Here is a 21,906-nt window from a genome sequence, read left to right as displayed (position 1 = left end):
GGTAGATCAGATTGGCTGCGTCATCAGGCCGACGGATTTCACGCCCGCACTGTGCAACAGGTTCAGCGCTTTGATGATCTCTTCATACGGAACATCTTTCGCACCACCGATCAAAAAGACCGTTTTCGGATTTGCCTGCAGGCGACGCTGTGCTTCAGCAACAACTTGCTCAGCAGGTAATTGATCCATACGATCTTTCTCAACCACCACGCTGTACTGCCCTACCCCGGAGACTTCAATAATGACCGGCGGCTCATCGTTACTGCTTACCGTCTGCGAATCTGTCGCATCCGGCAGGTCTACCTCTACGCTCTGGGTGATGATTGGGGCGGTTGCCATGAAGATCAGCAACAGCACCAGCAACACGTCCAGTAAAGGTACGATGTTGATTTCTGACTTTAGTTCGCGACGACCACGTGCACGTCTGGCCATGACTTACCCCTTACTGCTTATCGCTGCTGGTAAAAGCCTGACGGTGCAGGATAGCCGTGAACTCTTCCATGAAGTTGTCGTAATTCAATTCCAGTTTGTTCACACGCTGGTTCAGACGGTTGTACGCCATCACCGCTGGAATGGCAGCAAACAGACCAATCGCGGTGGCGATCAGTGCTTCTGCAATGCCTGGTGCAACCATCTGCAACGTTGCTTGTTTCACCGCGCCCAGTGCGATAAAGGCGTGCATGATCCCCCAGACCGTACCAAACAGGCCGATGTAAGGACTGATGGAACCCACGGTGCCAAGGAAGGGAATATGTGTTTCAAGCGTTTCGAGTTCACGGCTCATTGAAATACGCATTGCGCGCGCGGCCCCGTCTACCACCGCTTCCGGGGCATGGGTATTCGCACGATGCAGGCGGGCAAACTCTTTGAAACCCGAATAGAAAATTTGCTCAGACCCAGCAAGGTTGTCACGGCGACCCTGACTTTCCTGATACAGACGGGACAATTCAATACCCGACCAGAACTTATCTTCAAACGCTTCCGCTTCGCGGGTGGCGGTATTGAGGATGCGCGTACGCTGAATGATGATTGCCCATGATGCAATGGAAAAACCAATCAAAATCAACATGATGAATTTGACCAGAAGGCTTGCCTTCAGGAACAAATCAAGGATATTCATGTCAGTCACTGCTTGAACTCCGCGACAATAGACTTGGGAAGCGCACGAGGCTTCATTGAGAGAAGATCAACACAAACGACCAGGACCTCAGCTTCGTTCAGGACCCGCCCTTCAGCGTTGACTATTCGCTGCGTAAACACCAAAGAGGTGCCGCGCATCGATGTAATTTCACTTTGGATTTCGAGTAAATCGTCAAGTCGGGCAGGCGCAAGATAATCAACGGTCATCCTGCGAACGACAAAGGCGATGCGCTCCGCCAGCAAATCCTGCTGGTGAAAGTGGTGCTGGCGCAGCATCTCAGTGCGTGCTCTTTCATAAAAAGCAACATAGCTGGCGTGGTAAACCACACCGCCGGCATCCGTGTCTTCATAGTAGACACGAACCGGCCATCGAAACGGCGTTGTACTCACTTTACATCCCGGTAGTGCATTTGAACGTTGCTACTATACGCAAGAGGATGAGGGTTGGGAATGGGTTGTATTAAACGATAGGTAAATATTTATAGGCTTGTTAAAGCCTATAAATATTGGGTAAACAAAGATGTTTTTACGCGGGCTTCAGGCGAAGAAGAAGAGGAGTCCTGCCAGCAGCGTCAACTGCGCAATGAGCGGGCAAAAAAGCCCCTGCCAAAGAGCCTTACGGGGACGAAAACCCACGCCATGAATCACGCCTGCGCATACCGCCCACATCAACAAAAAACCGTGCCAGATAGCCAGTTCACTGGTCTTTGCGGCGAAGCGCGATGGGTCCCAGAAGATACAGCCGGCCAGCGCCAGGGCCATGATCAAGGAAAGAGCCCTTAAAGGGCTCTTATCCATTACCGCATATAACTTTGCGATAACTGCTTCCATCAGCTTTCTTCTTTACCGGCTTTCGATGCTTCCACATGCTCAAGCGCAAGGGCGGTAATGATGCCAAACGCACAGGCAAGCAGCGTTCCCAGAATCCATGCAAAGTACCACATAATCAGCTCCTTACTTAGTACAGAGAGTGGGTGTTGCTTTCGATATGCTCTTTGGTGATTCGACCGAACATCTTCCAGTAACACCAGCTGGTGTAGATAAGAATGATCGGAACAAATACCGCAGCGGCATAAACCATTACGTTCAGCGTCAGCTGGCTTGATGTTGCATCCCACATAGTGAGGCTAGCGTTCATCATGGTGCTGGAAGGCATCACGAACGGGAACATAGCAATACCGGCAGTCAGGATAACGCAGGCCACGGTCAGTGATGAGAACACGAACGCCATGGCACCTTTCTCAAGACGCGACATCAGAATCGTAAACAGAGGCAGAACCACACCCAGTGCAGGGACGAGCCACAGAATCGGCATGTTATTGAAGTTCACCATCCAGGCACCAGCCTGACGAGCGACTTCTTTAGTCAGCGGATTCGAAGCCGCGTGATGGTTCAGCTCGGAGGTCACCACGTAACCATCAATGCCGTACATCACCCAGACACCAGCCAGTGCGAAGCAGACCATCATGACCAGCGCGGCGATTTGCGCTGCAGTGCGTGAACGCAGGTGAAGCTCACCCACCGTACGCATCTGCAGATAAGTCGCCCCCTGAGTCAGGATCATAGTCACGCTCACGATACCGGCCAGCAGACCAAACGGATTCAGCAGCTGGAAGAAATTGCCGGTGTAGTACAGGCGCAGATACTCATCTAAATGGAACGGCACGCCCTGCAGCAGGTTGCCGAACGCCACGCCGATGACCAACGGCGGCACGAAGCTACCGATGAAGATGCCCCAGTCCCACATGCCACGCCAGCGCACGTCTTCGATCTTCGAACGGTAGTCGAAACCCACCGGGCGGAAGAACAAAGAAGCCAGTACCAGAATCATCGCTATGTAGAAGCCGGAGAACGCCGCAGCGTAAACCATTGGCCAGGCGGCAAACAGTGCGCCAGCCCCGGTGATGAGCCAGACCTGGTTGCCGTCCCAGTGTGGTGCGATGGAGTTAACCATGATACGACGTTCAACATCGGTGCGGCCGATGATGCGTGACAGCATCCCCACCCCCATGTCGAACCCATCGGTCACTGCAAAGCCAATCAGCAGTACGCCAATCAACAGCCACCAGATAAAACGCAATACTTCATAATCTAACATTTGACGACTCCTGTCTTAGCGTACCGGCTGAGTAGCCACAGTAGACTGTTCGTAATGGTAGCGCCCTGTTTTCAGGCTGCTCGGCCCAAGGCGAGCAAACTTGAACATCAGGAACAGTTCCGCCACCAGGAACAGCGTGTACAGACCGCAAATCAGCAACATTGAGAAGATGAGGTCGCCCGCCGTCAGTGACGAGTTCGCCACAGCGGTCGGTAGTACTTCACCAATCGCCCAGGGTTGACGACCATACTCGGCAACGAACCAGCCGGTTTCTACTGCAATCCATGGCAGAGGCAGACCGTACAGCGCGGCACGGAGCAGCCATTTTTTCTCACCGATACGGTTACGACAAACCGTCCAGAAGGAGACGCCGATGATGAACAGCATCAGGATGCCGCACGCCACCATGATACGGAACGCGAAGTACAGCGGCGCAACGCGTGGGATTGAGTCTTTGGTGGCTTGCTGAATCTGCTCTTCCGTCGCGTCCGTGACGTTCGGGGTATAGCGTTTCAGCAACAGGCCATAGCCAAGATCTTTCTTAATCGCATTGAAGTCATCACGAACGGACTGATCGGCTGAGCCGGAGCGCAGTTGCTCAAGCAGACTGTAAGCCTTCATACCATTACGAATACGTTCTTCGTGCTGTACCAGAAGGTCTTTCAGACCCGTCACAGGTTTATCGACAGAGCGCGTTGCGATGATACCCAGTGCATAAGGGATCTGGATGGACAGATGGTTTTCCTGCTTATCCTGATCGGGAATACCAAACAGCGTAAAGGAGGCCGGAGCCGGTTGGGTTTCCCACTCCGCTTCAATCGCGGCCAGCTTGGTTTTCTGCACGTCACCCATTTCATAGCCAGACTCATCACCCAGCACGATAACGGACAACACCGCCGCCATGCCGAAGCTTGCCGCGATGGCGAAGGAACGTTTTGCGAATGCTGTGTCACGCCCTTTTAGCAGATAGTAAGAGCTGATGCCGAGGATAAACATTGCGCCAGTACAGTAACCTGCTGCCACAGTGTGAACGAATTTCACCTGAGCGACCGGGTTAAGCACCAGTTCGGAGAAGCTAACCATCTCCATGCGCATAGTTTCGAAGTTGAAGTCGGAAGCGATCGGGTTTTGCATCCAGCCGTTCGCCACCAGAATCCACAATGCGGAAAGGTTGGAGCCTAATGCTACCAGCCAGGTCACCGCCATGTGTTGAACTTTACCCAGGCGATCCCAGCCGAAGAAGAACAGACCAACGAATGTGGACTCAAGCATGAATGCCATCAGGCCTTCAATAGCCAGAGGCGCACCAAAAATGTCGCCCACATAGTGTGAATAGTAAGACCAGTTAGTCCCGAACTGGAACTCCATGGTTAAACCAGTAGCCACACCCAGCGCAAAGTTGATACCAAACAACTTGCCCCAGAACTTGGTCATATCTTTATAAATTTGTTTACCTGACAGGACGTAAACCGTTTCCATGATGGCCAGCAGGAACGCCATACCCAGCGTCAGCGGCACAAACAGGAAGTGGTACATCGCGGTCAAGGCAAACTGTAAGCGCGATAGCTCGACAATATCAAACATCTTGACTCCTTGCTCTTCGCATGAAGACTCCGACCGTGGTTCGCCGTATGACGCACCACAACGCATGCCCTAATACAAAAACATTCGCTTCCAGACTTCTCTTTGCCCTCACATTTCATTCAAATGTGACGACAAAAGGTGAAAGGTTACAAATACGTTAATAAAAGCCTAAAATAATCCGCAAATATATTACCCTGCAATTCCCTTACGATAAATAGGTATTTGCTAAGGGTTTTTTACGTTTCTCGACAGTGATCAATTTATAGCGAAAATGTCGTGATCCCGCTACTTTGATCCGCGACAATTTACCCCTTTTGTAGCCCTGCACGCCAGCCTTAGATATTGATCTGGCGCAATTTATTCAAGCCTTGTTAATTACGTTTATTTTAGGAAGTATTGGTAAACGCATTGTTAATAAGGTGTTTTTAAACCTGCGCCAAAGTTAAGAATTTCCGGCCAGGCAGAAATAAATGCTATTCATCTCAACTATGGTTCGAATACCATTTTTCGCCACCCGCGTTTCCACGGCTGTTAATCATCTCACGCTATTTCCCTGTAGGTTCTCTTATTTACAAATGAAATTTACAACCAGGTTACTTTTCGCAATAAATAAATTAACAAAGCATTGCTTTTGATAGGGTTAGCGCAATGAAAAACCAGGCAAACTACCTGTTTCAGATGGGTAACTGGTGACCATTACGCGGAGAAAATGATGATATAGATGGATTTTTGTTCCACTGAACTCCCAGAAACAAAAAAGGCCACCCAAAGGGTGGCCAACCATGTCGAACATTTATTATTAGTAAGATTACTGAGGCAGAATGGCTTTCAGCGCTTCGCCGATGTCCGCAAGGCTGCGAACGGTTTTCACGCCTGCGGCTTCCAGGGCTGCGAATTTCTCATCCGCCGTACCTTTACCGCCTGCGATGATGGCACCTGCGTGGCCCATGCGCTTGCCTTTCGGCGCGGTAACACCCGCGATATAACCCACAACCGGCTTGGTGACGTGATCTTTAATGTAGGCTGCCGCTTCTTCTTCCGCGCTGCCGCCGATTTCACCGATCATCACGATGGCTTCCGTCTTCGGATCTTCCTCGAACATTTTCAGGATATCAATGAAGTTAGAGCCTGGGATCGGGTCACCGCCGATGCCCACACAGGTGGACTGGCCCAGACCGATATCTGTAGTCTGCTTAACCGCTTCATAAGTCAGCGTCCCTGAGCGGGAAACGATGCCCACTTTGCCCGGCAGGTGAATGTGGCCCGGCATGATGCCGATTTTGCATTCGCCTGGGGTGATAACGCCCGGACAGTTTGGCCCAATCATGCGCACGCCAGCTTCATCCAGCTTCACCTTCACGGTCAGCATATCCAGCGTCGGGATGCCTTCGGTGATGGTGATGATAAGCTTAATGCCCGCGTCGATAGCTTCCAGAATAGAGTCTTTGCAGAACGGAGCCGGAACGTAAATTACAGAGGCGGTAGCCCCCGTCGCGTCTACAGCTTCGCGCACAGTATTAAAGACCGGCAGACCCAGATGCTCAGTACCGCCTTTGCCTGGCGTCACGCCGCCAACCATCTGCGTACCGTAGGCAATCGCCTGCTCGGAGTGGAAAGTCCCCTGGCTGCCGGTGAAGCCCTGGCAAATTACCTTGGTGTTTTTATCGATCAAAATGGACATTATTTCCCCTCCACGGCAGCAACAACCTGCTGTGCTGCATCCGTCAGACTTTTCGCTGCAATGATGTTCAGACCGCTGTCGGCCAGTTTCTTCGCGCCCAGTTCGGCATTGTTACCTTCCAGTCGAACGACGACCGGCACGTTGACGCCCACTTCGGCAACCGCACCGATGATGCCGTCTGCGATCAGGTCGCAGCGCACGATGCCGCCGAAAATGTTAACCAGAACGGCTTTCACTTTGTCGTCTGACAGAATGATTTTGAATGCTTCGGTCACGCGCTCTTTGGTTGCGCCGCCGCCAACGTCCAGGAAGTTAGCCGGTTCGCCGCCGTGCAGCTTAACGATGTCCATGGTGCCCATTGCCAGGCCCGCACCGTTAACCATGCAGCCGATGTTGCCATCCAGCGCAACGTAGTTCAGCTCCCACTGTGCAGCCTGAGACTCACGAGCATCTTCCTGGCTTGGGTCACGCATTTCGCGCAGCTCTGGCTGGCGGAACAGTGCGTTACCATCCGCGCCCAGCTTGCCGTCGAGGCAGATCAGATCGCCCTGCTTAGTGATAACCAGCGGGTTGATTTCGATGAGCGCAAGGTCACGGTCCAGGAAGATATTTGCCAGGCCCATGAAGATTTTAGTGAACTGCTGAACCTGCTTACCTTCCAGACCCAGTTTGAATGCCAGCTCGCGTCCCTGGTACGGCATTGGGCCAGCCAGCGGATCAAGAGCAACTTTATGAATCAGGTGTGGGGTTTCTTCCGCAACTTTCTCGATTTCCACGCCGCCTTCGGTGGAAGCCATGAAGACCACGCGACGAGAGCTACGGTCAACTACCGCGCCCAGATACAGCTCTTTATCAATGTCGGTCGCCGCTTCAACCAGGATCTGGTGTACCGGCTGGCCGTTAGCGTCTGTCTGGTAGGTCACCAGACGTTTGCCCAGCCAGTGCTCAGCAAAAGCACGAATGTCTTCTTTGCTGTTGACCACTTTCACGCCGCCCGCTTTACCGCGGCCACCGGCATGAACCTGACATTTTACCACCCACGGACCTGCGCCAATTTTAGAGGCAGCTTCTTCGGCTTCACGCGGTGTGGTGCAGGCGTAACCGACTGGTGCCGGTAAACCATACCGAGCAAACAATTGTTTCGCCTGATATTCGTGTAAGTTCATGAGTTCTATCCATCCTTCAGGGTAATCGTTATCTTCAAACCTGTAGACCGGTGCGGTTTCTTGCCGGATGGCGCTACGCTTATCCGGCCTACAGGGCAGGTGATGCTTTACAACTACACGTCCAGCAGCAGACGAGTTGGGTCTTCCAGCAGCTCTTTAATTGCCACCAGATAGCCCACGGACTCACGCCCGTCGATCAGACGGTGATCGTAGGAGAGCGCCAGGTACATCATTGGCAAGATCTCTACTTTACCGTCGACCGCCATTGGACGATCTTTGATGGCGTGCATCCCAAGGATCGCGCTCTGCGGCGGGTTGATGATCGGGGTAGACATCAGGGAACCGAACACGCCGCCGTTAGTGATGGTGAAGTTGCCACCGATCAGCTCTTCCACGGTCAGCTTGCCGTCACGGCCTTTAACAGCCAGCTCTTTGATGCGTTTTTCGATATCAGCCATGCCGAGAGTGTCAACATCACGCAGTACTGGCGTCACCAGGCCGCGCGGCGTGGACACCGCGATGCTCACATCGAAGTAGTTATGGTAAACAACATCATCGCCATCAATGGAAGCATTCACTTCCGGGTAGCGTTTCAGCGCTTCAACAACCGCTTTAATGTAGAAGGACATGAAGCCCAGACGCACGCCGTGACGTTTCTCGAAGGATTCACCGTACTGCTTGCGCAGTTCCATGATCGGCTTCATGTTCACTTCGTTGAAGGTGGTGAGCATGGCGGTGGAGTTTTTCGCTTCCAGCAGACGCTCTGCAACACGTTTACGCAGACGAGTCATAGGGACACGTTTTTCGCTGCGGCCGGCCAGTGGTGCAACCGGTGCTTTGCTTTCTGCCTCTGCTTTAGCCTGTGCTGGCTGCGCCGCTTTCGCCTGAGTCAGATGCTTATCCACATCTTCACGGGTGATACGACCGCCTACGCCGCTGCCTTTAATAGCGCTGGCGTCAAGGGAGTGCTCGGCGATCAGACGGCGAATTGCCGGGCTGAGCGCGTCGTTGTTTTGGTCTTCCAGGGAAGCCTGCTGGCGCTGTGCCGGGGTGGACTCTTTGCTTTCTGTTTTTGCCGAGGTCTCTTTACCGGAGCTGTTGCCTTCGCGCAGGCGGCCCAGAATCTGACGAGAAGTCACGGTGGTGCCTTCATCTTCCAGCACCGCATCCAGAATACCATCTGCCGACGCCGGTACTTCCAGTACCACTTTGTCAGTTTCGATTTCTACCAGCACTTCGTCGCGGGTAACGGTATCACCCGGTTTTTTATGCCAGGTTGCAACGGTCGCATCGGCAACGGACTCAGGCAGGTCAGGAACAAGAATATCTACGCTACTCATTTTTTATCCTTTAATTAATCGACGTTCAGCGCGTCATTAACCAGATCTTGCTGCTGTTTCTGGTGAACGGACATATACCCTACTGCCGGTGAGGCAGAGGCCGGACGGCCTGCATAGCGCAGGGCAGATCCGAATGGAATCACTTCGCGGAAGTGGTGTTGGCTGCAGTACCACGCGCCCTGGTTAAGCGGCTCTTCCTGGCACCAGACAAAATCATGCACGTGAGCAAATGGCTTCAACGCTTCCTGCACCGCCTGGTGTGGGAACGGATAGAGCTGCTCAACGCGCACAATCGCGACATCTTTTTGATCGTTCTTACGACGCTGCTCAAGCAGATCGTAGTAAACCTTACCGGAGCACAGTACTACGCGTTTCACGCCAGCGGGATCCAGCTCGTCAACTTCGCCAATGGCTGGCTGGAAGGTGCCGTTCGCCAGTTCATCCAGCGTGGAAACCGCCAGCGGGTGACGCAGCAGAGATTTCGGTGACATCACTACCAGCGGACGACGCATACCGCGCAGCGCCTGACGACGCAGCATGTGGTAAACCTGTGCCGGGGTTGAAGGAACACAAACCTGCATATTCTGCTCTGCACACAACTGGAGGTAACGTTCCAGACGTGCCGAGGAGTGCTCTGGTCCCTGCCCTTCGTAACCGTGCGGCAGCAGCATCACCAGGCCACACATACGGCCCCACTTCTGCTCGCCGGAGCTGATGAACTGGTCGATAACCACCTGCGCACCGTTGGCGAAGTCACCGAACTGCGCTTCCCAGATGGTCAGGGTGCGTGGCTCAGCGGTGGCATAACCGTATTCAAAGGCCAGTACCGCTTCTTCAGACAGCACGGAGTCCCAGACTTTGAATTCGCCCTGGCTATTGTGAACGTGTTGCAGCGGCGTGTAGGTCGAACCGTTGGTCTGATTGTGAATCACAGCGTGACGGTGGAAGAACGTACCGCGACCGGCATCTTCACCGGACAGACGCACAGAGACGCCTTCGTCAACCAGCGTGGCGTACGCCAGGTTCTCAGCGGCACCCCAGTCAAATTTCTTGTTGCCGTTCGCCATGTCCAGACGGTCGCTGTAAATTTTAGCAACGCGCGATTGGAGTTCGACGGTTTCAGGTGCCGTGCTGATGCGTTTAGCCAGCTCCTGCAGACGCTTCATCTCAACCTTATTCGGGTAGCTTTCATCCCATTCATGATTGAGGTATGGCGACCAGGTGAAGGAGTGCATGTTCATCGGGCGGTATTCTTCCACCACGCATTCACCGGCATCCAGCGCGTCACGGTAGAGGTTCACCATTTCGGTGGCATCTTCCAGCGTGGCCAGCTTTTGCTGCTCCAGGCGGTCCGCATAGATTTTACGCGGCGTCGGGTGTTTCTTGATTTTCTGGTACATCACCGGCTGGGTTGCGCTTGGCTCATCCGCTTCGTTATGGCCATGGCGACGGTAACAAACCAGATCGATAAATACGTCGCGCTTAAAGGTATTACGGAAGTCCAGCGCCAGACGCGTCACGAAGGCTACCGCTTCCGGGTCGTCAGCGTTGACGTGGAAGATCGGCGCCATCACCATCTTACCGATATCGGTACAGTATGGCGTGGAGCGCGCATCCAGCGGGTTGGACGTGGTGAAACCAATCTGGTTGTTGATAACGATGCGAACGGTGCCGCCCACTTCGTAACCACGCGCCTTGGACATGTTCAGGGTTTCCTGAACAACGCCCTGGCCGGCAACCGCTGCGTCACCGTGAATGGTGATCGGCAGAACCTGATTGATACCTGGTTTTTCCAGACGATCAAGGCGCGCACGCACTGAACCGATAACCACCGGGCTGACGATTTCCAGGTGCGACGGGTTAAACGCCAGCGCCAGGTGAACCAGCCCCCCTTCGGTTTCCACATCCGATGAGAAGCCCATGTGGTACTTCACATCGCCGGTGCCGAGGTGCTCTTTATGTTTACCTGCGAACTCGTCGAACAGATCCTGCGGCTTTTTACCCAGCACGTTGATCAGGACGTTCAGGCGGCCACGGTGTGCCATGCCCAGAACCACTTCACGCGTGCCGCTCTTACCCGCATGGCGGATCATCTCTTTGAGCATGGGGACTAATGCATCGCCGCCTTCCAGCGAGAAGCGTTTTGCACCGGGGAATTTCGCACCGAGATAGCGCTCCAGACCTTCGGCTGCGGTCAGCTCGCTCAGGAAACGTTTTTTCTCTTCCACGCTAAAGGTGGAGTGACCCACAACCGATTCGATACGCTGTTGGATCCAGCGTTTTTCTTCGGTGTTGGTGATGTGCATGTATTCCGCACCGACAGAGCCGCCGTAGGTTTGCTTCAGGGCAGCAATCAGATCGGCAAGCTTCATCGTCTCTTTGCCGCTGGCAAAAGAACCGACGTTGAAGGTTTCTTGCAGGTCTGTTTCCGTCAGGTTATGGAAAGCAGGATCAAGGTCAGGCACCGCATCCTGTTGCCACAAGCCCAGCGGATCGAGGTTCGCCGCCTGATGCCCACGGAAACGCCAGGCGTTAATCAGCTGCAGGACTTTAACCTGCTTAACGTCGGTGTCAGGATCGGTAATCGCGGTGGAGTAACGTGAGGCATCCTTCGCCAGACGACGAAAATAATCACGTGTTTTGGAATGGAATTGATCCGGTCTGGCTCCGGTTCCAGGTAACTGCTGGAACATTGAGCGCCAGTGCGCATCAACAGAGTCAGGATCGGTTAAGAAGTCTTCATAGAGCTGCTCTATCCAGGACTGGTTCGCACCCGCCAGGTAAGAGGAATCCAGCCAGGCTTTCATTTCGCCGTTCTGCATCGTGATCCCTTAAGCATTTATCTGCTTATTCGCCGTGGATAACTATAGCGTACACGTTTGGTACACATTCCAGGGTTCACATTCAGCGGGCCTGTTGCCGTAGTCAATCGGCCCGCGAAGGAACCTTTAAAAACTGTCGACATGGCAGTTTTTAAAGATTTCCTGCATGGCTCCCGTCCCGGGAGCCGAGTGGTGGATGGCTCTTCGTTTATCCACCCTACCTTTTTCGTAGGGCGGATAAACCTGCGCCATCCGCCAATGCTTTTCTGACTAAGCGCTTCTTTGCAGCAGCATCGACTTGATATGGCCGATAGCTTTCGTCGGGTTCAGCCCCTTAGGACATACACTGACGCAGTTCATGATGCTATGGCAGCGGAATACGCTGAAAGCGTCACTCATGCCGTCCAGACGATCCGCTGTTTCAGTATCGCGGCTATCAATCAGGAAACGGTATGCCGCCAGCAGACCTGCAGGCCCGATAAACTTATCCGGGTTCCACCAGAACGACGGGCAGGATGTTGAGCAACAGGCGCAAAGAATGCACTCGTACAGACCATCCAGTTTTTCACGCTGCTCAGGCGACTGTAAATGCTCGCGAGCCGGTGGATTTTGCCCATTATTCAACAGGTAAGGCTTAATCTTCTCATATTGAGCATAGAATTGCCCCATGTCTACCACCAGATCGCGCACGACGGGTAAACCCGGCAGCGGACGGATCACAATCTTCTGCTTGCCGTTGCCCAATGCGGAGATGGGGGTAATACAGGCCAGGCCGTTTTTACCGTTCATGTTCACGCCGTCGGAGCCACAGACCCCTTCACGGCACGAGCGGCGAAACGCAAGCGTAGGATCTTTTTCTTTCAGCTGAATGAGCGCGTCGAGCAACATCATGTCGCGCCCTTCTTCCCCTTCCAGCGTGTACTCCTGCATGCGCGGAGCATCGTCAACGTCCGGGTTGTAGCGATAAATAGAGAATTCGAGTTTCATCACTTTGCTCCGCTATTAGTAAGTACGCACTTTTGGTGGGAAGGCCGGACGCAGTTTCGGCTGCATGTTCACCTCACGGCGGGTCATGCTCTCCGACTCTGGCAGATACAGGCTGTGGCACAGCCAGTTTGCATCGTCACGCTCCGGGTAGTCGAAACGGCTATGCGCGCCGCGACTTTCAGTGCGGAAATTAGCGGAAACGGCGGTGGCGAAGGCGGTTTCCATCAGGTTATCCAGCTCCAGGCACTCGACGCGCTGGGTGTTGAATTCACTTGAGGTATCGTCCAGGCGGGCATTTTTCAGACGCTCGCGGATCTGTTTGAGCTGCTCAAGCCCTTTGGCCATCGCATCACCTTCACGGAAGACCGAGAAGTTGTGCTGCATACATTCCTGAAGCGCTTTGCGAATCGCTACCGGGTCTTCACCGTCACGATTACCGTTCCAGCGGTTCAGACGTTCCAGCGCAGCATCAATTTGCTCTTCGGAAGCGTCGCGTAACTCACCTTGCTCGGCAATGGATTCCAGCAGATGCAGACCAGCTGCGCGACCAAACACCACCAGGTCCAGCAGCGAGTTGCCACCAAGGCGGTTAGCACCGTGTACTGATACACAGGCGATTTCACCCACGGCGAACAGGCCTGGGATCACAACGTCTTCGCCCTGTTCGTTCACGGTCAGTGCCTGGCCGGTCACTTTGGTCGGAATACCGCCCATCATATAGTGGCAGGTTGGAATAACCGGGATTGGCTCTTTAATTGGGTCGACGTGTGCAAAGGTGCGGGACAGTTCAAGGATACCCGGCAGACGGGATTCCAGCACTTCTTTCCCCAGGTGATCCAGCTTCAGTTTGGCGTGTGGACCCCATGGGCCTTCACAGCCGCGGCCTTCACGGATTTCGATCATGATGGAACGCGCCACCACGTCACGACCCGCCAGGTCTTTGGCGTTCGGCGCATAGCGCTCCATGAAGCGCTCGCCATGCTTATTCAGCAGATAACCGCCTTCACCTCGACAGCCTTCCGTTACCAGCACACCCGCGCCGGCAATACCGGTTGGGTGGAACTGCCACATTTCCATATCCTGCACTGGCACACCTGCACGCAGGGCCATGCCTACGCCGTCGCCGGTATTAATATGGGCGTTAGTGGTGGACTGATAAATACGGCCTGCGCCGCCCGTTGCCAGCACGGTAGCTTTCGCTTTGAAGTAAACCACTTCACCTGTTTCGATGCTCAGGGCAGTACAACCGACCACTGCGCCATCGTCATTCTTCACCAGATCCAGTGCGTACCACTCGGAGAAAATCGTGGTTTTATTTTTCAGGTTCTGTTGATACAGCGTGTGCAGCAAGGCGTGACCGGTACGGTCTGCTGCTGCTGCTGTACGTGCCGCCTGCTCGCCGCCGAAGTTTTTCGACTGGCCGCCAAACGGACGCTGATAAATAGTCCCGTCGTCAAGACGGGAAAACGGCAGACCCATATGCTCCAGTTCCAGAATCGCTTCCGGGCCGGTTTTACACATATATTCAATGGCGTCCTGGTCACCGATGTAATCGGAGCCTTTTACCGTGTCGTACATATGCCATTCCCAGTTGTCTTCATGGGTATTACCTAATGCTACGGTGATACCCCCTTGCGCAGACACAGTATGAGAACGGGTCGGGAATACTTTAGACAGTAAGGCGCAAGTCTGGCCTGACTGAGAAATTTGCAGCGCGGCGCGCATACCTGCACCACCCGCACCTATGACAACTGCATCAAACTCTCTGACTGGTAAATTCATCACACACCCCACACCACAACAAATCCATAAATGACGTACACCAGCAGCGCGACAACAATCAGCAGTTGCAGCCCAAGACGAATCGCTACCGGTTTAACGTAGTCGGTCAGTACCTGCCACATGCCAATCCAGGCATGGATCAAAATAGAGAACAGCGTCAGCAGGGTGAAGACTTTGGTGAAAGCGGAGGAGAAGAATCCACTCCAGACCTCGTAGGTTAGCTCGCCGGTGACGGCGAAGAACCCGATCATATAGAGGATGTACAGGGTGATGACGATGGCGGTGGCACGAACCAGCAAAAAGTCATGCACGCCATTGCGACCTAATGCGGAGGCATTGCTTACCATACGAGGACTCCTGCGAGAAGTGAAAGCACGACGGTGATAACAAAAGAAATCATTGCGGATCGTTTGCCCGCTTCGAAGGTCTCTCCCAACATACCGGTGTCCATCATGATGTGGCGGATACCCACAACAACGTGATAGGCCAGTGCGGTCAGAATGCCCCACATAATGAATTTAACGAAGAAGCTGCTCATCATCGATGAGGCAACGAGGAAACCTTCCGGGGAAGAGAGTGACAGACCAAGTACCCAAAGCAGGATGCCGACAGCCACAAAAGTGATCACGCCGGATACACGATGGAGGATGGAAGCGATTGCAGTCACGGGAAATCGGATCGTAGAGAGATCCAGATTGACAGGTCGTTGTTTTTTCGCATTTTTTATCATGAATAGCGCCCACATGCTGTTCTTATTGTTTCCTTCCTCCGGATCTGCAGGCGGGGTCAGACAGCGCGAACTTTCTATAACTGTGCGTCATGCAAAAACAGCTACATCCAGATGCCAAAAAGCTGGCTACAACGCTGGGTGGCGCCCGGTGGCAAGGTATTCCGGAGACCTGGCGGCAGTATAGGCTCTTCACAAAATCATTACAATTATCCTACATATAGTTTGAAGGGTTTTGCTCAGAACAGTGACCCACATCACGATAACAACATTATTTTAATTTTTAATCATCTGATTTGACAAAAGTTAAACATTATTGTTACAAACAAGGCCGGAAAAGCCGTATAATTCGCAAAAGTTATGGGGTCAGCCTTTCACCTGAGAATAAGTTATGTAACAGTGTGTCGGTATTGACCCCAGTATTCAGGACAGTTATTAGTGGTACACAGGTTTGACTGATACGGACTGCTAACACCCTGATTTGTTGTTTTTCGCCTGCGTGGCTAAGTTACCTGCAAGCGCCCATCGCTCTGTACCCTGGTAGTACTCCTCTAAAGCAGAGCTGCGAGCCAAATATAAAACTGGTAACAACCATAGTGAGTTTGAATGCAAATCAGGCCCCCGGCAGTCTTATGAAATAGGCGCTAAGGAGACCGTAAATGGCTGACAAAAAGGCAACCCTCACCAGCACTGGTGAAGATGCTATCGAACTGGATGTGCTACAGGGCACGCTCGGTCAGGATGTAATTGATATCCGTAGTCTTGGTTCTAAAGGTGTGTTTACTTTTGACCCGGGTTTCACCTCCACCGCATCATGTGAATCAAAAATCACCTTTATTGATGGTGACGAAGGTATCCTGCTTCACCGTGGTTTCCCAATCGATCAGCTGGCAACCCACTCCAATTATCTTGAAGTCTGCTACATCCTGCTGAACGGTGAAAAGCCGACCCAGGAACAATACGAAGAATTTAAAACCACCGTTACCCGCCACACCATGATCCACGAACAAATTACCCGTTTGTTCCACGGTTTTCGTCGTGACTCCCATCCGATGGCGGTAATGTGTGGTGTGACCGGCGCGCTGGCGGCGTTTTACCATGACTCCATGGACGTGAATAATCCACGCCACCGTGAGATTGCCGCGTTCCGTCTGCTGTCCAAAATGCCGACCATGGCAGCGATGTGCTACAAATATTCCATTGGTCAGCCGTTTGTTTATCCGCGCAACGATCTCTCCTACTCCGGCAATTTCCTGAATATGATGTTCTCCACGCCTTGTGAAGAGTACGTGGTGAACCCGATTCTGGAACGTGCAATGGACCGTATTCTGATCCTGCATGCGGATCACGAGCAGAACGCTTCTACCTCTACAGTTCGTACCGCAGGCTCTTCGGGGGCTAACCCGTTCGCCTGTATCGCTGCCGGTATCGCCTCCCTGTGGGGACCTGCGCACGGCGGTGCTAACGAAGCCGCGCTGAAAATGCTCGAAGAGATCAGCAGCGTTGAACACATTCCAGAATTCATCCGCCGTGCGAAAGACAAGAACGACTCTTTCCGCCTGATGGGCTTTGGTCACCGCGTCTACAAAAACTACGACCCGCGTGCCACTGTCATGCGTGAAACCTGCCATGAAGTGCTGAAAGAGCTGAATCTGAAAGATAACAGCCTGCTGGAAGTGGCGATGGAGCTTGAGCACATTGCGCTGAATGACCCGTACTTTATCGAGAAGAAACTCTACCCTAACGTGGACTTCTACTCCGGTATCATCCTGAAAGCGATGGGCATTCCGTCTTCTATGTTCACGGTGATCTTTGCTATGGCCCGTACCGTGGGCTGGATTGCACACTGGAACGAAATGCACGACGATGGCATCAAAATCGCCCGTCCTCGCCAGCTTTACACCGGCTACGACAAGCGTGATTTCCAGTCTGATTTGAAAAAGTAATCTCGTACTGAACGAAAAAAACGCGCTCAAGGGCGCGTTTTTTTATGGCTATTTCTGACAGTGCGGGCACCAGTAGAATGGCCGCGATGAAAGCATTGTCCTGTCTATTACCCCACCACAGCGCTCGCATAACTCCCCTGCCCGGTGGAAAACTTTAAAGCTGAAAATCGAACCGTGGTGCTTGTTTTCATCCACGCTGCCCCGAGTGTTATACGAAAGACGAGGAATATCCAGCAGCGCTTTGGCCAGCCTTTCCAGCTCCTCCGGGGTTAAATCGTGCGCCCGATGATTCGCGCTCAGCCCGGCGTGCCAGAGTATTTCCACCCGCAGATAGTTTCCCAAACCCGCAAGAAACGCCTGATCGAGCAGCAGCCCGCTGAACTGCCGCCGGCGAAATCTCGTCGACAGCAGCCGCTCTTTTACCTCGTCTACCGTCAGAGTGAGGTCCAGCACGTCCGGCCCCACCCGCAGTAAAAACGGGTGCTTTGCCAGCTCGTCATCGTCCAGCAGGAGGATTTCCGAGGCGCTGTAGAGCAAAATTGCCTTATCCGCCGTCTGCAATTTCACACGCAAAACACGTTTCGTTTGCGGAACCTCACCGGCCTCCACCACGCGCCACACTCCGTAAAGCTGATTGTGGCTGTAGAGCGTCTTGCCATTGGAGAAGCGCGTCAGTAATGCTTTCCCGCGCGTTTCAATTCGCTCGATTGTTTCGCCAATTAGCCGCTGCTCGAACGTTTTTAACGCCGGGAACGCGAACCAGACATCGGTGAGCGGCTTATTAAGAACGGCGGCCTCGAGCTTGTCCGCCGCTCGTCTTATTTCCGGCCCTTCAGGCATGCTCTCTCCTTGCTGAATTAGTCGCCGTCGTTCAGCCGCCAGGCGAGCTGTTCAAGGTAAAGCAGCCCGTCGCGTCGTGCCTTCAGCGCCTCTTCAATCGTGCACTGCACAAAATGGATCGGCTCGCCCAGGCGGATTTGCGCCAGGTGGAACATATCGGCCTCGATAACGCAGGCGATCCGTGGATAGCCACCGGTTGTCTGGGCATCGTTCAGCAATACGATTGGCTGGCCGTTGTGGGGAACCTGGACTACGCCCGGCAGCAGCCCGTGAGATAACAGCTCCCGGTCAGTGTTCCGCTCCAGCCGCTGCCCCATGAAGCGGTAGCCCATACGGTTACTCTGCGGGCTTAGCTGCCAGGGAAGACGCCAGAAACTGTCCTGCGCCGTCTGGCTGAACTCATGATATTCCGGCCCCGGAAGCGCACGTATGCGGTTGCCCCACTGCAGCTGTTTAATACCACGAGCCTCACGGAAATGCCGCTTCGAAGGGTGAGCGGGGATAACATCCCCCTCCTTCAATAAACGCCCCTCAAACCCGCCAACCTGCGCTTTCAGGTCGGTACTTGCCGACCCCATCAGCAACGGAACATCCAGCCCACCGGCCACCGCCAGATAGCTGCGCATGCCGCGCTCCGGGGACTTCAGATGCAGCTGCTGCCCGGCTTTTACCGGCAGACGCCAGCCTGTCCATACGGCTTTGCCATCCAGCTCGGCGTGGCAGCCCGCACCGGTTAACGCAAACCAGCCGTCTTCGGTGAACTCCACCGTAAACTGGCCCAGAGTGATTTCCAGCGCGGCGCTGCCCGGTTCGTTGCCAACCAATAAATTGGCGATGCGTAGCGCCGGGCCATCCAGCGCGCCACAGCGGCTGACGCCCAGCTGGCGATAGCCAAAACGACCGCTATCCTGCACGGTGGTGTGCATCCCGGCCCGAATTATTTTTAGCACACGCCCTCCTTCTGAGGCACAAAGCGCACGGTATCGCCCGGCGCCAACAACGTTGGTGGTTCAGATGTCGGGTTAAATAATTTCACTGACGTCTGGCCAATAATCTGCCAGCCGCCTGGCGTTGCCAGCGGGTAAATCCCCGTCTGGCTACCGCCAATACCGACAGATCCAGCAGGCACCAGCAGGCGAGGCTCGGCGCGACGCGGGGTATATAACGCTGGCGCAAGCCCGCCAAGGTAGGCAAAACCTGGCTGGAAGCCCAGAAAATAGACGATGTATTCCGCGCTGGCGTGCTGCTCGACCACCTGGCTAATCGTCAGGTCGTTATGTTCCGCAACCACGCAAAGATCCGGCCCGAAGTCCCCGCCGTATATCACCGGAATGTCGACCCGGCGCGATTCAGGGATTATCGCTTCGCTCTCTTCCCACCAGCGCTGGATCCGCTCAATGCCATCGATTGCAAGGCTTTGCGGATCGCGTAAGATTACCGTGATGTTATTCATACCCGGGATCACTTCCCGTATCGCATCCGACGCTTCGAGCCTGCGGGTCAATCCCCAGATGCGCTGCTGACTTTCGAGGGAAACCGGCGGTTCCAGCTCCAGAACCACCGCGCTCTCACCTAATAAATAACATCGAGCTCTTTGCACTTATCCTCCTGAAAACCGTCTTAAGCCGGGTTCGGAATATCAATAAAGGTCACGTCCAGATCCGTTTCGCTGTTCAGCCAGTCGCTCAGCGCCTGGATGCCGCCGCGTTCGGTGGCATGGTGCCCCGCCGCGTAAAAATGCAGGCCCTGTTCACGTGCGGAATGAATGGTTTGCTCGGAAACCTCCCCGGTAATAAATGCATCCACGCCGAAACGGGCCGCGCTGTCGATAAAGCTTTGCCCCCCGCCGGTACACCAGGCTACCCGACGAATCTGCTCCGGGCCGGTATCACCACACCAGAGCGGGGTGCGTCCAAGACGCAGTTCTATCCAGGAAGCCAGCTCCACGCCCGAAAGTGAGGAAGGAAACTCACCCCATGGCACCAGCGCCTCGATTTCACCTTTCGTTTCAATCCCCAAAAGTGAACCCAGCTGGGCGTTGTTCCCCAGCTGCGGATGCGCGTCCAGCGGCAAATGCCAGCCATAGAGGTTGATGTCGTTGGCGAGCAATGTCTTCAGACGATGACGCTTCATGCCGCGAATCACCGGGGATTCCCCCTTCCAGAAGTAGCCATGATGCACAATCACCGCGTCGGCATTCTGACGGACGGCTTCATCCAGCAGCGCCTGGCTTGCGGTAACACCGGTAACAATTTTACGGATCTCTTCGCGCCCCTCGACCTGCAGGCCGTTTGGCGCATAGTCGCTGATGGCCGCGCTGTTAAGTTTTTCGTTAATCAGGCGTTCCAGTTCGCTATTTTTCATCTTATTTATCTTCCGGTTTTCGGGCCGCTTCATAGGCGGCCAGTGTCGCGATACGTGCTGGCTTATGGTCAACAATCGGCCGCGGATAGTCCAGCGTAAGTTGCTGTTTATCCGCAAAAATAAACGGATTATGGATAAACTTATCCGGCACCGCTGTCAGCTCCGGCAGCCAGCGGCGAATAAACGCCCCTTTAGCGTCGAAACGTTCCCCTTGAGTGGTGGGATTGAAAATACGAAAATAAGGTGCTGCATCAGTGCCGGTGGAGGCAGCCCACTGCCAGCCCCCGTTGTTTGCGGCGAGGTCGCCATCAATGAGCTGCGACATAAAATAGCGCTCCCCTGCTCGCCAGTCGATCAGCAGATCTTTGACGAGAAAGCTGGCAACCACCATACGCAGACGGTTATGCATCCAGCCCGTGGTATTAAGCTGGCGCATGGCTGCATCCACTATCGGATAGCCGGTTTTTCCCTGCTGCCAGGCGGTTAAACGCTGCTTATCCTGCTGCCAGCGCACCTTCTCTGTCCATGAGATAAACGGCTGATAGCGGCAGAGCTTCGGCCAGGCCACCAGCAGATGGCGGTAAAACTCCCGCCAGATAAGCTCATTGAGCCATGTCGATCCGGCTCCGCCTTCAAGCGCCTGTGGGTGCTCTTTCAGCAGGCGATGCAGGCACTGGCGTGGAGAAATAACGCCCAGAGTCAGATAGGGCGACAGGCGGCTGGTGCCTTCAACGGCGGGATAATCACGCTGTTCAGGATACTCTGCGGCCGGGGCCTGGCTAAATTTTCGCAGCTGGGCAATAGCCGCCTTTTCTCCTGTCGGGAATAAAGCAGCATCGACTGTTTCACGTGGGTAATTAAAAGGGGTGAGATCGGGAACCGATAATGGTTCACCCCGCGATAGCGGCGCGCTAACACACTCAGGAAGCCCTTCGTGCAGCCGCCGTATAAATGCCTTACTGAACGGCGTGAACACTTTGTACATTTCATGATTGCCGGTGGTCACGCTGCCCGGAGCCAGAAGCACGCTGTCGTCAAAGCCCTGGCAGGTCACCTCATGTCCGACAATGCGTTCTACTACGGCATCGCGCTCCCGTTCGTTGAGTTCGTACTGATAGTTATAAAAAAGCGCGTCGACATGTTCACTGATGCAAAGCTGTTTAACGCACTCGGTGGAGGCGGCGAAATCGTCAGCCTCCTTCACATGCAGTTTAATCCCGCGCCCGGCCAGCGAGGCCTGAAGTTCAATAAGATGAAGCCAGAGAAATTCAGCCTGCCGCGGCGACATGCTGTGCTGCCGCCATTGCTCCGGCGTGGCGATAAACAGGCCCACGACTCTTGCGTCAGGATCGCGGCATGCCGCCGCCAGCGCAAGGTTATCAGTAATACGTAAATCATTGCGAAACCAGACCAGATGGGTGGCCATACA

General features: G+C 54.1%; 22 protein-coding genes. 2 read left to right on the top strand and 20 right to left on the bottom strand.

Annotation, left to right across the window (positions count from 1 at the left end):
* Positions 1–6 precede the first annotated feature (6 nt).
* From tolR to sdhC, 15 genes are all read right to left on the bottom strand, one after another.
* The gene (gene tolR, locus HYQ67_RS11490) at positions 7–432 is read right to left on the bottom strand and encodes a colicin uptake protein TolR (protein ID WP_202303824.1); all 426 of its coding nucleotides are present in this window, start codon (positions 430–432) and stop codon (positions 7–9) included.
* 10 nt (positions 433–442) lie between these two features.
* A complete protein-coding gene (gene tolQ, locus HYQ67_RS11485; RefSeq protein WP_202303823.1) occupies positions 443–1,129 on the bottom strand; it encodes a Tol-Pal system protein TolQ in 687 nt (228 codons plus the stop codon).
* Positions 1,126–1,530 carry a tol-pal system-associated acyl-CoA thioesterase gene (gene ybgC / locus HYQ67_RS11480; RefSeq protein ID WP_202303822.1) on the bottom strand — a complete coding sequence of 135 codons (405 nt, stop codon included), beginning with the start codon at positions 1,528–1,530 and terminating at the stop codon, positions 1,126–1,128. Before ybgC ends, tolQ begins: the two co-directional genes overlap by 4 nt.
* Before the next feature lie 147 nt (positions 1,531–1,677).
* Positions 1,678–1,971 (bottom strand): cyd operon protein YbgE, encoded by a 294-nt coding sequence (gene ybgE, locus HYQ67_RS11475; RefSeq protein WP_202303821.1) that lies wholly within the window; start codon positions 1,969–1,971, stop codon positions 1,678–1,680.
* Complete coding sequence (cydX, locus tag HYQ67_RS11470; protein ID WP_202303820.1) at positions 1,971–2,084, bottom strand: cytochrome bd-I oxidase subunit CydX; 114 nt, start codon at positions 2,082–2,084, stop codon at positions 1,971–1,973. The genes ybgE and cydX overlap by 1 nt, the downstream gene beginning before the upstream one ends.
* Before the next feature lie 14 nt (positions 2,085–2,098).
* Positions 2,099–3,238, bottom strand: a complete 1,140-nt coding sequence (cydB, locus tag HYQ67_RS11465) for a cytochrome d ubiquinol oxidase subunit II (RefSeq protein ID WP_202303819.1) — start codon at positions 3,236–3,238, stop codon at positions 2,099–2,101.
* Between the two features lie 15 nt (positions 3,239–3,253).
* The gene (gene cydA / locus HYQ67_RS11460; protein WP_202303818.1) at positions 3,254–4,822 is read right to left on the bottom strand and encodes a cytochrome ubiquinol oxidase subunit I; all 1,569 of its coding nucleotides are present in this window, start codon (positions 4,820–4,822) and stop codon (positions 3,254–3,256) included.
* Between the two features lie 808 nt (positions 4,823–5,630).
* Entirely contained in the window at positions 5,631–6,503 is an 873-nt protein-coding gene (gene sucD / locus HYQ67_RS11455) for a succinate--CoA ligase subunit alpha (protein WP_202303817.1), read from the bottom strand.
* Positions 6,503–7,669 carry an ADP-forming succinate--CoA ligase subunit beta gene (sucC, locus tag HYQ67_RS11450; RefSeq protein WP_202303816.1) on the bottom strand — a complete coding sequence of 389 codons (1,167 nt, stop codon included), beginning with the start codon at positions 7,667–7,669 and terminating at the stop codon, positions 6,503–6,505. Before sucC ends, sucD begins: the two co-directional genes overlap by 1 nt.
* 113 nt (positions 7,670–7,782) lie before the next feature.
* Positions 7,783–9,009 carry a 2-oxoglutarate dehydrogenase complex dihydrolipoyllysine-residue succinyltransferase gene (gene odhB, locus HYQ67_RS11445; protein WP_202303815.1) on the bottom strand — a complete coding sequence of 409 codons (1,227 nt, stop codon included), beginning with the start codon at positions 9,007–9,009 and terminating at the stop codon, positions 7,783–7,785.
* Positions 9,010–9,023: 14 nt separating this feature from the next.
* On the bottom strand, positions 9,024–11,831 hold the full coding sequence (gene sucA, locus HYQ67_RS11440; protein WP_202303814.1) for a 2-oxoglutarate dehydrogenase E1 component: 2,808 nt from the start codon (positions 11,829–11,831) through the stop codon (positions 9,024–9,026).
* Positions 11,832–12,101: 270 nt separating this feature from the next.
* Positions 12,102–12,818, bottom strand: coding sequence for a succinate dehydrogenase iron-sulfur subunit (locus tag HYQ67_RS11435; protein ID WP_202303813.1), 717 nt, complete (start codon positions 12,816–12,818; stop codon positions 12,102–12,104).
* A gap of 15 nt (positions 12,819–12,833) precedes the next feature.
* Complete coding sequence (gene sdhA, locus HYQ67_RS11430; RefSeq protein WP_202303812.1) at positions 12,834–14,600, bottom strand: succinate dehydrogenase flavoprotein subunit; 1,767 nt, start codon at positions 14,598–14,600, stop codon at positions 12,834–12,836.
* A complete protein-coding gene (gene sdhD / locus HYQ67_RS11425; RefSeq protein ID WP_202303811.1) occupies positions 14,600–14,947 on the bottom strand; it encodes a succinate dehydrogenase membrane anchor subunit in 348 nt (115 codons plus the stop codon). Before sdhD ends, sdhA begins: the two co-directional genes overlap by 1 nt.
* On the bottom strand, positions 14,941–15,345 hold the full coding sequence (gene sdhC / locus HYQ67_RS11420) for a succinate dehydrogenase cytochrome b556 subunit (protein ID WP_202303810.1): 405 nt from the start codon (positions 15,343–15,345) through the stop codon (positions 14,941–14,943). Before sdhC ends, sdhD begins: the two co-directional genes overlap by 7 nt.
* Before the next feature lie 278 nt (positions 15,346–15,623).
* On the opposite strand from sdhC, the gene HYQ67_RS24390 reads away from it, so the two are divergent.
* On the top strand, positions 15,624–15,782 hold the full coding sequence (locus HYQ67_RS24390; protein WP_431355437.1) for a hypothetical protein: 159 nt from the start codon (positions 15,624–15,626) through the stop codon (positions 15,780–15,782).
* 204 nt (positions 15,783–15,986) lie between these two features.
* On the top strand, positions 15,987–17,273 hold the full coding sequence (gltA, locus tag HYQ67_RS11415) for a citrate synthase (RefSeq protein WP_202303809.1): 1,287 nt from the start codon (positions 15,987–15,989) through the stop codon (positions 17,271–17,273).
* Positions 17,274–17,321: 48 nt separating this feature from the next.
* Here the strand turns inward: gltA and nei are convergent, their stop codons facing one another.
* From nei to phrB, 5 genes are read right to left on the bottom strand one after another with little or no spacing between them, the layout of a single operon-like run.
* Positions 17,322–18,113 carry an endonuclease VIII gene (gene nei, locus HYQ67_RS11410; protein ID WP_202303808.1) on the bottom strand — a complete coding sequence of 264 codons (792 nt, stop codon included), beginning with the start codon at positions 18,111–18,113 and terminating at the stop codon, positions 17,322–17,324.
* Positions 18,114–18,130: 17 nt separating this feature from the next.
* Entirely contained in the window at positions 18,131–19,063 is a 933-nt protein-coding gene (gene pxpC, locus HYQ67_RS11405; RefSeq protein WP_202303807.1) for a 5-oxoprolinase subunit PxpC, read from the bottom strand.
* Entirely contained in the window at positions 19,057–19,713 is a 657-nt protein-coding gene (gene pxpB, locus HYQ67_RS11400; protein WP_202303806.1) for a 5-oxoprolinase subunit PxpB, read from the bottom strand. Before pxpB ends, pxpC begins: the two co-directional genes overlap by 7 nt.
* A 20-nt stretch (positions 19,714–19,733) precedes the next feature.
* A complete protein-coding gene (locus HYQ67_RS11395; protein WP_202303805.1) occupies positions 19,734–20,477 on the bottom strand; it encodes a type 2 GTP cyclohydrolase I in 744 nt (247 codons plus the stop codon).
* A 1-nt stretch (position 20,478) separates the two neighbouring features.
* A complete protein-coding gene (phrB, locus tag HYQ67_RS11390; RefSeq protein WP_202303804.1) occupies positions 20,479–21,903 on the bottom strand; it encodes a deoxyribodipyrimidine photo-lyase in 1,425 nt (474 codons plus the stop codon).
* Between the last annotated feature and the right edge of the window lie 3 nt (positions 21,904–21,906).

Origin of the sequence: Dryocola clanedunensis subsp. sulfonylureivorans, assembly GCF_016756775.1 — a bacterium.
GTDB lineage: Bacteria > Pseudomonadota > Gammaproteobacteria > Enterobacterales > Enterobacteriaceae > Dryocola > Dryocola clanedunensis.
This window is presented reverse-complemented; position numbering and strand designations above follow the sequence as displayed.